The 13,799-nt window shown below is 69.5% G+C and carries 13 protein-coding genes; 4 read left to right on the forward strand and 9 right to left on the reverse strand.

Going from position 1 to position 13,799, the window contains the following annotated elements:
* Positions 1 to 64: 64 nt before the first annotated feature.
* The 6 genes from pcaC to ABFX18_RS03715 all read right to left on the reverse strand — a co-directional run bounded on the left by pcaC (position 65) and on the right by ABFX18_RS03715 (position 5,024).
* A complete protein-coding gene (gene pcaC / locus ABFX18_RS03690) occupies positions 65 to 502 on the reverse strand; it encodes a 4-carboxymuconolactone decarboxylase (protein ID WP_346057431.1) in 438 nt (145 codons plus the stop codon).
* Positions 499 to 1,299 carry an alpha/beta fold hydrolase gene (locus ABFX18_RS03695; RefSeq protein WP_346057432.1) on the reverse strand — a complete coding sequence of 267 codons (801 nt, stop codon included), beginning with the start codon at positions 1,297 to 1,299 and terminating at the stop codon, positions 499 to 501. Before ABFX18_RS03695 ends, pcaC begins: the two co-directional genes overlap by 4 nt.
* Positions 1,296 to 2,774: a lyase family protein gene (locus ABFX18_RS03700; RefSeq protein ID WP_346057433.1), complete on the reverse strand. Its 1,479-nt coding sequence runs from the start codon at positions 2,772 to 2,774 to the stop codon at positions 1,296 to 1,298. The genes ABFX18_RS03695 and ABFX18_RS03700 overlap by 4 nt, the downstream gene beginning before the upstream one ends.
* Complete coding sequence (gene pcaG / locus ABFX18_RS03705) at positions 2,764 to 3,354, reverse strand: protocatechuate 3,4-dioxygenase subunit alpha (protein WP_200330496.1); 591 nt, start codon at positions 3,352 to 3,354, stop codon at positions 2,764 to 2,766. Before pcaG ends, ABFX18_RS03700 begins: the two co-directional genes overlap by 11 nt.
* Positions 3,354 to 4,172, reverse strand: coding sequence for a protocatechuate 3,4-dioxygenase subunit beta (gene pcaH / locus ABFX18_RS03710; RefSeq protein ID WP_346057434.1), 819 nt, complete (start codon positions 4,170 to 4,172; stop codon positions 3,354 to 3,356). The genes pcaG and pcaH overlap by 1 nt, the downstream gene beginning before the upstream one ends.
* Before the next feature lie 87 nt (positions 4,173 to 4,259).
* On the reverse strand, positions 4,260 to 5,024 hold the full coding sequence (locus ABFX18_RS03715; protein ID WP_090146152.1) for an IclR family transcriptional regulator domain-containing protein: 765 nt from the start codon (positions 5,022 to 5,024) through the stop codon (positions 4,260 to 4,262).
* Positions 5,025 to 5,236: 212 nt separating this feature from the next.
* On the opposite strand from ABFX18_RS03715, the gene ABFX18_RS03720 reads away from it, so the two are divergent.
* The 4 genes from ABFX18_RS03720 to ABFX18_RS03735 all read left to right on the forward strand — a co-directional run bounded on the left by ABFX18_RS03720 (position 5,237) and on the right by ABFX18_RS03735 (position 11,311).
* Positions 5,237 to 6,415 carry a 4-hydroxybenzoate 3-monooxygenase gene (locus tag ABFX18_RS03720; protein WP_346057435.1) on the forward strand — a complete coding sequence of 393 codons (1,179 nt, stop codon included), beginning with the start codon at positions 5,237 to 5,239 and terminating at the stop codon, positions 6,413 to 6,415.
* Positions 6,416 to 6,517: 102 nt separating this feature from the next.
* Positions 6,518 to 7,585, forward strand: a complete 1,068-nt coding sequence (locus ABFX18_RS03725; RefSeq protein ID WP_346057436.1) for a 3-oxoacyl-ACP synthase III — start codon at positions 6,518 to 6,520, stop codon at positions 7,583 to 7,585.
* Entirely contained in the window at positions 7,582 to 10,311 is a 2,730-nt protein-coding gene (locus ABFX18_RS03730; protein WP_346057437.1) for an alpha/beta fold hydrolase, read from the forward strand. Before ABFX18_RS03725 ends, ABFX18_RS03730 begins: the two co-directional genes overlap by 4 nt.
* A 31-nt stretch (positions 10,312 to 10,342) precedes the next feature.
* Positions 10,343 to 11,311: an NAD-dependent epimerase/dehydratase family protein gene (locus ABFX18_RS03735; protein WP_346057438.1), complete on the forward strand. Its 969-nt coding sequence runs from the start codon at positions 10,343 to 10,345 to the stop codon at positions 11,309 to 11,311.
* 89 nt (positions 11,312 to 11,400) lie between these two features.
* Here the strand turns inward: ABFX18_RS03735 and ABFX18_RS03740 are convergent, their stop codons facing one another.
* From ABFX18_RS03740 to ABFX18_RS03750, 3 genes are read right to left on the reverse strand one after another with little or no spacing between them, the layout of a single operon-like run.
* Positions 11,401 to 11,706 carry an MTH1187 family thiamine-binding protein gene (locus ABFX18_RS03740; RefSeq protein ID WP_346057439.1) on the reverse strand — a complete coding sequence of 102 codons (306 nt, stop codon included), beginning with the start codon at positions 11,704 to 11,706 and terminating at the stop codon, positions 11,401 to 11,403.
* A gap of 49 nt (positions 11,707 to 11,755) precedes the next feature.
* Entirely contained in the window at positions 11,756 to 13,288 is a 1,533-nt protein-coding gene (locus tag ABFX18_RS03745) for a DHA2 family efflux MFS transporter permease subunit (protein ID WP_346057440.1), read from the reverse strand.
* 31 nt (positions 13,289 to 13,319) lie between these two features.
* Entirely contained in the window at positions 13,320 to 13,721 is a 402-nt protein-coding gene (locus tag ABFX18_RS03750; protein ID WP_200330511.1) for a cytidine deaminase, read from the reverse strand.
* Positions 13,722 to 13,799: the final 78 nt, after the last annotated feature.

Below are 13,799 nucleotides of genomic sequence, written 5' to 3' on the forward strand. Positions count from 1 at the left end.
CCGCCGGCGATGACTCCCATGAGAAGCACCGTCGTCGACGTGCGCTGAGCAGGTTCACCCGGAGCTACAGATCCCCGAGCTCCTCGAGCACCCGCTGCGCGACGCCGAACGCGGAGTTCGCCGCCGGCACCCCGCAGTAGAGCCCGGCCTGCAGAATCACTTCTTTGATCTCGTCGACGGTGAGCCCGTTGGCGCGCGCCGCGCGCACGTGCATCGCGAGCTCAGCGTCATGACCGAGCGCGATCAGGGCGGTGAGCACCGCCACGGAGCGCGACCGCCGGTCGAGCCCTGGCCGCGACCAGATGTCGCCCCACGCGGTGCGCGTGATGAAGTCCTGGAAGTCGGCGGTGAACGGGGTCATCTGCGCATTCGCGCGATCGACGTGCGCGTCCGAGAGCACGGCGCGGCGCACGGCCATGCCCTGCTCGAAGCGCCCCGCGTCCGACAGCCCGCCTGCTCCTGCGCCCACTGATCCCGTCGCGTCACTCGACTCGGCGTTCATGCCCGACCCCCTCCGCTCGCGTCCGCACCGAAGAACGCGAGGAGCGCCTCCGCGACGGCGGAACCGTTCTCTGCCGGAGGCTGATGCGCCACGTCCTCGATCATCAGTCTCCGCGCATTCGGGATGCCCGCGACGAGCTCGTCCTGCCGTTCCTCGGGAGCGACCTGGTCCTCGCGGCCCCCGAGCGCGAGGACTGGGATGCGAATCTCACCGAGCCGGTCTCGCAGGTCGTACGTCGCGAGCGCCTCCGCGCAGCGAGCGTACCCCTCGTCGGATGTGTCTTGCAGCGCGTGCAGAATGCGCCCGGTCAGCTCGGGCTCGCGGCTGATCGATTCGGGCGCGAACCACGCCTGCGCGGATGCCGCGATGAGCGCCGAGGTCGATCGCGTGCGCACCGTGGCCGCACGCGTCTTCCAGTGCTCCGACGAGCCGAGCGATGCGGCCGAGGCGAGACTGGCCGCACGCGTGACGACATCGGGGTGCCGCAGTGCGAGCGTGAGGGCGAGCGCACCGCCGATCGAGACCCCAGCGAAGTACGCGGTGCCGATCGTGCCCGCCAACTCGCGCACGCGATCTGCCACGACATCGGCGAGCTCGTCGAGCGTAAACGCGTCCGTGGGCACCGGCGCGACTCCATGGCCGGGCAGGGTGAGCAGCGACACGCGGTAATCCTTCACGAGCAGCGGCACGACGGGCTCCCAGATGAGCGGGCCGGTGCCCAGGGAGTGGGCGAGCACGATCAGCGGCGCACCGTCGGCGCCGATCGGTTCGGTGAGTGCGATTTCTGGGGCGGTCATCCTGGCTCCTCGGTCGGGGCGGGCGCGTCGGCTGCGGGGCGGGCGCCGCCCTCCTGGGCAGCGCCGGGTGCGAGCGCGTGATCGACGAGCCCGTGGGCCAGGCCGGTGTACTGCGCAGGATCAGCCAGCTGTGCGATCGTCGGCCCTCCTCGGGCGGCGAGAGCATCGACGAGGCCGGGCTCGGCGTGCAGCGCGTCGGCGAGCCCCGCCCCGCCCCGCACCCGCGACACGATGTCGCGCACCCGCTCGGGGCCGATGATCGCGCCGAGCACGATCGAGAGCCGCTCGGCGACGATCAGGCCGTTCGTCATCCCCAGATTGCGTGCGATCGCGTCGGTGTCGACGGCGAGACTCACGGTGAGCTCGGCGGCATGGGCACTCGCGCCGAGCGTGACGCGGAGCAGCTCGCGCAGCGTCTGCCACTCGGCGTGCCACGCCCCATCGGGTCGCTCGTCGACGGCGAGCGCCGCAGCGGCGTGCAGCGTCGCGCCGAGATGAGGTGCGCGGATCGCCGCGGAGCGGATCAGCACGGAATGCGCCGGATTCCGCTTCTGCGGCATCGCTGATGATCCACCGCCGCGCGACTCCGCGACCTCGCCGATCTCTGTGCGGCTGAGGGTCGCCACATCGGCCGCCAGCACGCCGAGTGCATCGACGCACTGCACGAGTGCGTCGCCCAGCTCGGTGATCGGCCAGCGCACCGTGTGCCACGGCCCGTCCGGGGTCGCGAGCCCGAGCTCTGCGGCGAACGCCGCGGGGAGCTCCCCCGCAGCGCGCACGGCGCGCTCGTCCGAACCGAGCTCTGCGCGAGCGATGGCGACGTATCCCGCCATCGTCCCGCCCGCCCCGGCGATCTGCACCGGGAGCTCCGACAGCGCGCCTGACAGACGGTCGGCGGCGCGCCGCACCCCGCGCAGCCACCCGGCGACGCGCAGGCCGAAAGTGGTCGGCACCGCGTGCTGAGTCAGGGTACGGGCGACGGCGACGCGATCCTGCTCGGTGCTCGCGAGCCGCGCGAGCGCGGTCTCCGTCTGCCGCAACCGCTGCAGCGTCTCCCGGCCTGCCCGGTGCGCGATCAGCATGAGCGCGGAGTCGAGCACGTCTTGACTGGTCGCACCGCGGTGCACCCAGTGCCGCAGCTCGGGGGCGGTGCGGTCGCGGAGTTTCGGCACCAATGGGATCACGGGGTTGCCGCCGCCCGGGGCCTCCGCCGCGAGCTGCGGCAGCCAGGCGTCGAAGCCCGCGCAGACGTCGCCCGTTCCGCTCCAGCCGAGGGCGGATGACAGTTCGGCAGCCTGTGCGCGGGGTGCGACACCGATCTCCGCCCACGCCCGCACCAGTGCGACCTCGGTCGCGACGAGCGCGCCGAGCACCTCCGCATCGGCCAGTACGGCGTCGCTCCCCGCGCTCACCGGCGAGAGGAGCCCTGCGTCGAACTCGCGGCGGGGTGCGTGTGCATCCGGATCAGTAGGCAAGGAACACGGTCTCCTTCGCACCCTGCAGGTGAATGTCATGAGCGAGATGGCCCTCTGGCGTGCGTGCTGCCACGAGCGTACTCCGCTGTTCGGCCGAAAGCACGGAGAGCAGCGGGTCGGCGTCGAGGCGCGCTGCATCGTCGGGGAGGTAGATCCGCGTGTGCAGCTTGTCGGGCAGACCGCGAGCGAAGACGATCGCCGCGAAGAACGGCGCCTCGCCCGACGACGACCCGGGGTCGCGGGTCCAGAACTCGAAGCGCCCCTCGTCGTCGGTGAAGGCTCGCCCGAAACCGGTGAACGCATGATCGTTGCGGCGCAGCGTGCCTCGAGCTCGCGGCACACTGCCATCCGTATCGGCGGCGAAGATCTCGATCATCGCATCGGGGATCGGGGTGCCGGCCCCGTCGAAGACGGTTCCTGCCAGCACGATGGCGCCCGGCGAGTGCGGGAAGGCGATCTCGTGCTGCTTCGGGAACGTGGTGCCGTACGCGAAGAACGGGCCGACCGTCTGGCCCGGGGTCGGGGCGAGCGTCTTCGCGGGCGCGGGCGAGTGCTGCTGGGGCGCGGGCTGCCGGGGCATCAGTGCTCCCCTTCCTCGGGTTCGAACCAGGTGGCCTGCGGGCCGTCCAAGACGATGTCGAATCGGTAGCCCATCGAGAACTCCGGTACCGTCAGGTCGTGGTCGTAGACGCCGATGAGCCGATCACGGTCCTTCTGCTCGCGGATCGAGTTGTAGATCGGGTCGAGCGCGAACAGCGGGTCGCCCGGAAAGTACATCTGGGTGACGAGGCGCTGCGTGAAGGATCGGCCGAACACCGAGAAGTGGATGTGCGCCGGCCGCCAGGCGTTCACGTGGTTCTTCCACGGATACGGCCCCGGTTTGATCGTCGTGAACGTGTACTCGCCGGCTTCATTCGTGATCGCGCGACCCGCACCCGTGAAGTTCGGATCGAGCGGTGCCGGATGCTGGTCGCGCTGGTGGATGTACCGGCCCGCCGCGTTCGCCTGCCAGATCTCGATCAGCTGATTCGGCACGGGGCGGCCCCACGCGTCGAGCAACCGCCCGGTGACCGTGATGCGCTCGCCGAGGGGCTCACCCGTGTGGTGCAGCGTCAGGTCCGATTCGATCGCCGCGACATCGCGCTGCCCATAGGCGGGAGATAACAGTTCGATCGTCTCCGGATCGACGAGCTGCGGGTCCTTGGTCGGATGCCGGAGCAGGCTCGAACGGTACGGCGGGAAGTCGTACATGGTGCGCGGCAGGCGTTCGCCATCGGCAGCGCGGCGGAAGAAGTCGGCGTGGAGTGACGCGATCTCCTCCGAGATCTGCTGCTGAGAAGCCTGATCGGGTGCTGCGAGCAGGGCTTCCGGTGCCGAGGCGATGGGGTGCTCGGGCATGAGGTGCTCTCCTTCGAGGTCGTGACCTGCGCATCAGCGTGGCAGCCGACGACGCCGATCGCTCCCGGAGTTCTCACTGAGCGGGAATCAGATGCTCCGTATCTCGGAGTGGATCTCCTTCGCCGCCTGCTGCACGAGCCGTGACAGGAGCCGCTCGTCGGCCCGCTCGAGGTGCACCACGACGCCGAGCGCGATCGGGGGCAATCCGTCGACGCTCGGCAGTGCGACGGCGATCGACACATTGCCGAGAGTCATCTCCTCGCGGGTGCTCCAGTAGCCGCGCGCGCGGCCGGCGGCGAGGTCGGTGCGGAGCGCGTGCTCGTCGACGATCGAGTGCGTCGTCTCCCGGAGCAGCGGACTCGCGCCGAAGTAGCGCTGCAACCAGGCGTCGTCGCACCCCGAGAGCAGCGCCTTGCCGACGCCCGTCGTGTGCAGCGGGCCCCGCCCGCCCGCGCGGCTCACCGTGGGGATCGAACGGCGGCCGGTGACGCGCCCCACGTAGAGCACGCTCGCGCGCTCCGCCGGCCCATCGAGCACGCCGAGGTGCACGTTCTCGCCCGTCACCTCGTAGAGCCGCATGAGGTGCGGGATCGCGCGTTCGCGCAGGCGCAGCGCGAGCGGGGAGAGCTCGCCGAGCTCCCACAGCCGCGCACCGACCGCCAGCCGCCGATTCGGCAGGCGCGTGAGCAGACCGCGGTCGACGAGCATGGCGACGAGGCGGTGGAGCGTCGACGAGGCGAGGCCGGTGCGCTCGACGAGCTGACCGGCGGAGAGCTCGGGTTCGTCCTCGCTGAAGCACGACAACACCGCGAGCGCGCGGTCGAGCACGCCAGGCGTCGCCTGCTCCGCCATCTCGCCTCCTCGAGTTCACCTCCTGCCGAGCGTAGCGGGCGGGCGGGGTGGGGCAGGTCCGGCCGGTTTCCCAGTGAGTGAGAAAAGTGCGGCCGGGCGGGGCCGATCCCAGCACACTGGTCGCGGACCGCCATGGCTGCACTCGGCACGCGCCGTTCGCAAGCCGCGCGCGATACCGGCGCCCCCCCCTTCGACCCCGCCAAAGGAGACCCATGACCGTCGAGCGCACCCGAGTCGCCATCGTCGGAGCGGGGCCCGCCGGCCTCCTGCTGTCGCACCTGCTGGCAGCGGCAGGCGTCGAATCCATCGTGGTCGATGCGCGCAGTCGTCAGGAGATCGAGACGACCATCCGCGCAGGCATTCTCGAGCAGGGGACGGTCGAGGTGCTCGACGGCATCGAAGGCAGCCGTGCCCGCACCGTCGGGCACCGCCACGACGGCATCGAACTCCGCTTCGCCGGCGAGGGCCACCGCATCGATTTCCCGTCACTCGTCGGACGGTCTGTGTGGCTCTATCCGCAGCACGAGGTACTGAAAGACCTCATCGCTGCGCGCCTCGCCGCCGGGCAAGATCTGCGGTTCAGCGCGAGCGTCACCGCCGTGCACGACGTCGATTCGGAGCCGCGCGTCGTCGGCACGGACTCTGACGGAGCCCCGTTCGAGATCCGTTGCGACTTCGTCGTCGGCGCTGATGGATCGCGGAGCGTCGTGCGCCCCGCGGTCGCCGGTGACCGCGGGAACGGCGCATTCCGCGAGTATCCCTTCGCGTGGTTCGGTGTGCTGTGCGAGGCGGCGCCGAGCTCGGACGAGTTGATCTACAGCAATGCGCCCGACGGCTTCGCGCTGATCAGTCAGCGGTCGGAGACGGTGCAGCGCATGTACTTCCAGTGCGACCCGAGCACCGACCCAGAGGCGCTCAGCGAGGCCGAGATCTGGGACGCGTTGCAGCGTCGGGTTCCCGGTACGCACCTCACCGAGGGTCCGATCTTCCAACGGGACGTGCTGCGCTTCCGCAGCTTCGTCGCCGGCGGGCTGCGGCGCGGTCGCGCTGCGCTCGTGGGCGACGCCGCGCACACAGTGCCCCCGACTGGGGCCAAGGGCATGAATCTCGCGATCGCGGACGTGCTGCTGCTCGGCGATGCACTGCGGCGTCTCCTCGTCGAGCACGATGAGCGGGGCATCGACGCGTACGCCGAAACGGCGCTCCGCCGCATCTGGAAGGCCCAGCATTTCTCCTGGTGGATGACGAGCATGCTGCACGCGGTGCCTGGCGCCGACGCGTTCGACCGCCAGCGGCAGCTCGGAGAACTCAGAGGCGTCATCGAGTCTGAGGCCGGCCAGCGCTTCCTGGCCGAGGCGTACACCGGGTGGCCGCTCCCCTCCTCGTTCTGACCGACGAATGTGACGGGCACCGTGTCGAAAAACGCGTACCGGGCAGTCGCTGCGCTCGACATATGAAGGTTGAGTTATGTCATACGACTACAGTTGACCCCAATGAAACCCGAACCCCCGTCGCCGGCCACCGGGTCCGATGCAGACGCCGCGAACAGCAACTCACGACATTCGAACGTCGCACTTCTCGGGCTCGCCGAAGCTGTCGCACCGGTCGAGGTGACCTCCCAATCGTTCGACGAACGACTCAGCGACACGCTCAAAAGTCTGAACCTTCCGCGAGGCCTGCTCCAGCGGGTCGCAGGCGTCTCCGCGAAACGCAATTGGGAACGCCCAACGGATTACATCGAAGGAGCGGCCTCCGCCGGACGTCAGGCGCTGGCCGAGTCAGGAATCCCCGCAGAGAAGATCGGGCTTCTGATCAACGCCTCGGTTTCTCGCGAGGCGCTCGAGCCATCCGTCGCGGTCGCCGTCCACGACAGCATCGGCCTCGGCCCGGCAGCGATGAACTTCGACATCACCAATGCATGCCTGGGATTCGTCAACGGGATCACCGTCGCTGCGAGCATGATCGATGCCGGCCAGATCGACTACGCACTCATCGTCGCGGGCGAGGACATGTCGCGGGTGCAAGAGGCCACCGTCGCCCGCTTGAATCGCGACGGTATCACGCGCGAAGAGTACCTGAACGAATTCGCGACGCTGACCCTCGGCTCCGGAGCCGCCGCTGCCGTGCTCGGACGAGCGGATCTGCACCCCGAAGGGCACCGTATCCATGGTGGAGTCTCGCGCGCAGCGACGTGGAATCACGCGCTCTGCGTGGGCGACTACGAGGGCATGTTCACCGATACGCAAGGGCTGCTCAGCAACGGCATGAGACTCATCTCCGACGCCTGGCACGAGGCTCACGAGAACGACTGGAACTGGAAGGACATGGATCATTACATTCCGCACCAGGTCTCGAACGTCCACGTCAATGCCCTGACGAACGCCATCGACATCGACGAGTCCAGGATCGCCAAGACCTATCCGGAGCTGGGCAATGTGGGCCCGGCCTCCTTGCCGATCACCCTCGCCCGCACAGCTCCGAAGATGAAGCCAGGCGACCGCGTTCTCTGCTTGGGCGTCGGATCAGGTCTGAACACTGCAATGGTGGAGATCACCTGGTGAGGTTCACGGCGCGTCCGGCGGTTCTCCCAGGCCTCCTCCCCGAGTGGGACCAGCAGTGGTCGCGTCTCGTGACGGTGGATACAGGAGACGGCGAACGCACGTTCCATGTACTCGACACCCTTCCAGCGCTGCAGGCGCGAGGTCTCGAGCCGAGTGGCACCATTCTGGCGCTGCACGGAAACCCCACGTGGTCGTACTTGTGGCGCGGCGTCGCCGCCGCAGCACTGAGCGACGCCACAGGAAGGATCTGGCGCGTCATCGCCCCGGATCAGCTCGACATGGGCTACTCCGAGCGCCTCACGCATGATGCGCTGCCCACGACGCACGGGTCCGGATACCGTCGTCTTGCCGAACGCGTGCGTGATTTCGACGCGGTCGTGCGGTCGCTCCTCGCCGACACTGCCGGGGCCGAGGGATCGCCCTCGCATCCGATCGTCACCCTCGGCCATGACTGGGGCGGCATCGTATCGCTCACCTGGGCGGCACGGAACCTCGACATCGTGGACGGGGTGATCAGCCTCAACACGGGCGTGCACCTCCCCGCGGAGATGTCGCTTCCGGCCCCGCTCCGGTTGGCGCTGAGCGGGCCGATCCTGCCCATCTCCACCGTGTTCACGGACGGGTTTCTGCGCACCACCCTGCATCTCGGTCAGGGGCCCATCCCATCCGAGATTCGTGACGCGTACCGCGCTCCGTATCGCGCCGCCGGTCTGCGAGGCGGTATCGGCGCATTCGTCGCCGATGTTCCCGTCGATCCCTCCCATCCGTCGTACGCCGAGCTCCAGCAGTCGGCTGCCGACATCAGCGGCATCGACACTCCGGCGCTGCTCGTCTGGGGACCGAAGGACCCGGTGTTCGGTGAGCATTTCCTGCGCGACCTCCGTCAGCGACTGCCGCAGGCGGACGTGCATCGCGTGGAGCAGGCCTCGCACCTCGTCAGTGAGGACTCCGACGTCGCATCCCTGATCCTCGCCTGGCTTCGGCAGCGCTTCCCCGGCGAGACCCCGTCCCCAGAAGGGGCATCGCGCCAGAGCGCGGAGGGCGCCGTCACCGCCGCGCGCGATCCTCGCGCTCCGATGATCTTCGAAGCTCTCGACGCCCGTCGCAGTGATTCCTCAGTGGCGAGCGTCGACATGACGCGCACCCCGCCGCACGAGGTGTCCTGGCGGCAGCTCACGAGCGTGAGCGATGGAATCGCGCAGGGGTTGCAGCAGCTGGGCCTGAAACGGGGAGACCGGGTCTCGTTGCTGGTGACTCCGGGCAACGATCTCACCGCGGTGCTCTACGGCGTGCTCAAGGCGGGTGGAGTGGCGGTCGTCGCCGATTCCGGGCTCGGCGCGGCCGGCATGACCCGTGCCGTCAAAGCATCCGATCCGCAGTGGATCATCGGCCAGAAGCCCGGCCTGCTCCTGGCCCGAGCCGCCGGATGGCCCGGCCGGCGCATCTCCGTTCGACGGCTGAACGCACTCGAACGCGCCGCACTGGGCGTCGAGACGAGTGTGACCGAGCTGTCGCGCGCGCCGGGCCACGAGCCGATCCGCTCCCCCGACCCCGATGATGACGCCGTGATCCTGTTCACTTCTGGGTCGACGGGGCCGGCGAAGGGCGTGCGGTACACGCACGCCCGGTTGGGCGCGCTGGCCCGCACGCTCCGCGAGCAGTTCACCGTGCACGGCGAAACGAGCTGGGCGGCCGGATTCGCCCCCTTCGCTCTGCTCGGACCGGGCCTCGGCATCCGCAGCGTGACTCCCGACATGTCGGTCACGAAGCCACGCACCCTGACGGCCTCCGCGCTCGCCGATGCGATTCTCGCAGGCGCATGCACGATGGTCTTCGCGTCGCCTGCCGCGTACCGCAACGTGCAGGCGACCGCCGCTGACCTGACCTCCGAGCAACGCACGGCCCTCGCGGGCGTCGAGCTCGTGCTGTCGGCCGGAGCTCCCGTGCCGTTGCGACTGCTCGACAACCTCGCGGAGCTCTTTCCGAACGCGCAGATCCGCTCGCCCTACGGCATGACCGAGGGCCTGATGCTCACCGATATCGATCGCGAGGGCGTCGCGGCCGCCGTCGCTCAATCCCGGGATCACGGCGTCTGCGTCGGGAAGCCGGTTCCGCGCGTGCGAATCGCTGTGGCGCCGCTCGACGAGACCGGGCGGCCCGCCGATGCTCTCCTCACGGACACCGCAGCCGTCGACGTTCTCGGTGAATTCGTCGTCTCGGCCCCGCACCTCAAAGCGGGCTACGACGGGTTGTGGCACACCGACTCGGCGTCGAAGCGCGACACGCTCGACGGCCTGGTCTGGCACCGCACGAGCGATATCGGCCACATCGACCCCGAGGGTCGGATCTGGATCGAGGGGCGACTGCAGCACGTGCTCACCACCTCGTCCGGACCGCTCGGCCCCGGTGGATTGGAAGCCGTCGTCGACCAGGTGCCCCAGGTGTACCGCTCGGCCGTCGTCGGGGCCGGCCCGCGAGGAGCGCAGGCCGTCGTCGTCGTCGTCGAACCAGCGCCTGGGACCCGCATGCGGTCGGGTCTTGCTCCTCTGGAGCTCACGGACGCGGTACGGACGGCGCTCGCGGAGCACTTCCCGCACGACGTCGCCGCGGTGCTGGTGTCGACCTCGTTCCCGACCGACATCCGTCACAACTCGAAGATCGATCGCACACGACTGTCGGTGTGGGCTGACGCCGTGCTGCGCGGTGAGCGCGTCGGCGCGCCGTGACACCGATCGACTCGGCGCGAAGGGAACTCCCGTGAAGGTACTCGTCACCGGCGCCTCGGGCGTGCTCGGCTCCTCGGTCGTGCGGGCGTTGATCGATGGCGGAGACGAAGTGACCACGCTGCAGCGCCGGCCCTCAGGCGTCGAGAGCGCGCGCGATGTGCTGGGGAGCGTGACCGAGGACGACGCGGTTGCGAGAGCAATGGCCGGGCAGGCCGCCGTGATCCACCTCGCCGCCAAGGTATCGATGGCCGGTGACGCGAGGGACTTCGAGAGAGTCAACATCGACGGCACGCGGAGCGTACTCGATGCTGCGCGGAGCGCTGGGGTGACCCGGTTCGTCCACATCTCCTCACCCTCCGTCGCGCATTCGGGGACGTCGCTCGTCGGAGCGCCGGCCGAGAATGCCGACCCGGCTTCCGCCCGTGGAGAGTACGCGCGCACGAAAGGCGAGGGCGAACTCCTCGCCCTCAAGGCGAGTTCAGATGAGTTCCCTGTGCTCGTGCTGCGCCCGCACCTCGTCTGGGGCCCGGGCGACACCCAGCTGACCGAGCGGATCATCGTGCGGTCCAGACAGGGGCGCATGCCGATCCTCGGCTCTGGCGCGGCCCTCGTCGACACCCTCTACCTCTCCAACGCCGTCGACGCGATGATCGCGGCACTCGACGCGGTCACCCGCGTGCACGGGGAAGCGCTCGTCGTCACCAACGGAGAGCCGCGGCCGATCGCAGAGTTCATCGAACGCCTCGCGCTGGCCGGGGGTGCGCGGAAACTTCGGCTTCGACTCCCGGTCAGGCTCGCCCTCGCGGCCGGCACCACCGTGGATACGGTCTGGAACCTGCGGGAGCACGACGACGAGCCGCCCCTCACCCGCTTCCTCGCCGAGCAGATGTCGACCGCGCACTGGTTCGATCAGCGCCGCACACGCGAAGTGCTCAAGTGGGAACCCGCGGTGAGTTTCGCCGCAGGCATGGAGGCGGTAGCTCGGCACTACGGACGGTGAGCTGCTGGTCTGCGGACCCGACGTCGTGAGCGGCGAGCGTGCGCGCGCATGCAGTGAGGCGCGCTTGGCGGCAGGCGCTGCCGAGCCCGTTACTCGCCCGCATCCCCGATCGCAGCCTCCAGCCGCTCCAGCTTCCCGTCGAGCTCGCCCTCGAACCCGGGACGGATGTCGGCTTTCATCACGAGCGACACCCGCGACCCGAAGGGCAGCACCGCCTCGGTCGCGCGCTTCACGACGTCGAAGACCTCATCCCATGAGCCTTCGATCTCGGTGAACATCGAGGAGGTGCGGTGCGGCAAGCCCGATGCGCGCACCACCTTCACCGCCTCGGCGACGGCATCGGAGACGGAGGCGTTGCCGGTGCCCGACGGGGCGACTGAGAATGCGAGGATCATGGAGATCGAGTTCCTTTCTCGGGTCCGATAAGACGAGCCGGGCGGAGCGCTACGCCTCCGCCGGCACCTCGATGGGGTTGGTGTTGGTCTTCTGCGGGCGGCGGGCGAACCAGAGCGACACGATCGCCCCGATGAGGATCGCGGCCACCGGCAGCAGCATGGATTGCGCCATCGCAGCGGCGAACCCTTCGCGCGCCGCCTCGGGCAGCTGGCCGCCGCCCATCCCGGCCTCGCCACCGGCAGCACCAGCAGCGCCGGCACCACCACCGCTCGCGCTGCCCAGCTCCGCGGCGATGCGCGACTGCATCAGCGCGGCGATCGCGGCCGACCCGAGCACGGCGCCCACCTGGCGCGACGTGTTGTAGACGCCGGAGCCGGCGCCCGCGAGCTGCGGAGCGAGGCTGAACGTGGTGATCGATGCGAGCGGCCCCCACATGCAGGCGTTCGCGACGCCGAGCACGGCGCTCGGCACGAGCAGCAGCCAGAGCGGCGTCTCGGGGCGCAGCAGGAAGAAGTACAGCAGCATACCGGCGGCGACGAGCGCGAGCCCGAAGGTCGCGATGCGGCGCGGATCGGTGCGATCGATGAGCAGACCGACGGGACGTGCGAGGCCAGCCGAGAGCAGCGCCATCGGCACGAGCATGAGCGCCGACTGGGTCGGCGTGAGGCCGCGCACGAGCTGGTAGTAGAACATGAGCGGCAGCCCCATGCTGGTGACGGCGAGTCCGACCGTGACGATCGTGCCGGTGCCGACGGAGAAGTTTCGGTCCTTGAAGATCTCGAGCGGCAGCAGCGGCTCGCCGCGCTGCACGCGCTGCCAGATGACGAAGAGCACCAGTACGAGCGCGCCGACGATGATCAGGCTCCACACCGAGATTGGCCCCCAGATCACACCCCACTCGTAGCTCTCGCCCTCCTGGATGCCGAAGACGAGCATGAACATGCCGGCGGCGCTCAGGAGCACGCCGATCCAGTCGAAGTGGTGGGCGTGCGTCTCGAGTTTCGGCACGAATCGCATCGCGAGCACGAAGCCGATGATGCCGACGGGCACATTGATGAAGAAGATCCACTCCCATCCGAACCCGTCGAGCAGCACGCCGCCGAGAATCGGACCGACGAGCGTGGCGACGCCAGCGGTGATCCCCCAGACGGCCATCGCCGAACCGCGATTGCGGGGCGAGAAGATGCGGGTGATCACCGCCATCGTCTGCGGGGTCATGAGCGCGGCGCCGAGGCCCTGGAAGACGCGCGCGATGATGAGCGCCTCGATCGTCCCGGCCATGCCGCACGCGAGCGACGACAGCGTGAAGACGGTGAGCCCGAAGAGGTAGATGCGACGCGGCCCGAAGCGGTCTCCGAGCCGGCCGGTGATGAGCAGCGGCACCGCGTACGCGAGCAGGTACGCGCTGGTCGCCCAGAGCGTCGCCACCATCGTGGTGCCGAGCCCCTCCATGATCGAGGGGTTCGCGACGGAGACGATCGTGGTGTCGACGAGGATCATGAAGAAGCCGAGCACCAGCGACCACAGGGCGGGCCATGGGCGGATCTCGGGCTTCGGGGAAGCGGGGGTTTCGGTGCTCACCCGAGAAGACTACTCCTGGCCGCGGACAGTGTTAGGGAGTCGTGCCGGCCATCTCCGACGGGCCGAAGCTCTCGGGCAGCATCTGCTCGATCGTGCGGATTCCCGCGGGTGTCTGCAGCAGCATCCCGGGTGCGGCGGCCTCGGCGAGGAGCTGCCGGCAGCGCCCGCACGGCGTGATCGGCTGACCGTTGCCGACGCAGGCGAACGCGAGGAGGCGCCCGCCCCCTCCGAGGTGCAGCTGACCGATCATGGTGCACTCGGCGCACAGGGTCACGCCGTAACTCGCGTTCTCGACGTTGCAGCCCGTGATCAGGCGGCCGTCTTCGACGAGCGCGGCGCACCCCACGGCGTAGCCCGAGTAGGGGGCGTACGCGTGCTCGGCTGCGGCGAGCGCGGCGTCCGTGAGCTCGGTCCAGTCGATGTCGTGTGCCATGCATCCAGCGTATCCGGGCCGCGGGCCCAGCCGAGCGGCACAGATGCCGGGCCTGCGAGAACCCGGAACGCCCGGGGC

Origin of the sequence: Leucobacter alluvii (assembly GCF_039530485.1) — a bacterium.
In the GTDB taxonomy this organism is placed as follows: Bacteria; Actinomycetota; Actinomycetes; order Actinomycetales; family Microbacteriaceae; genus Leucobacter; species Leucobacter alluvii.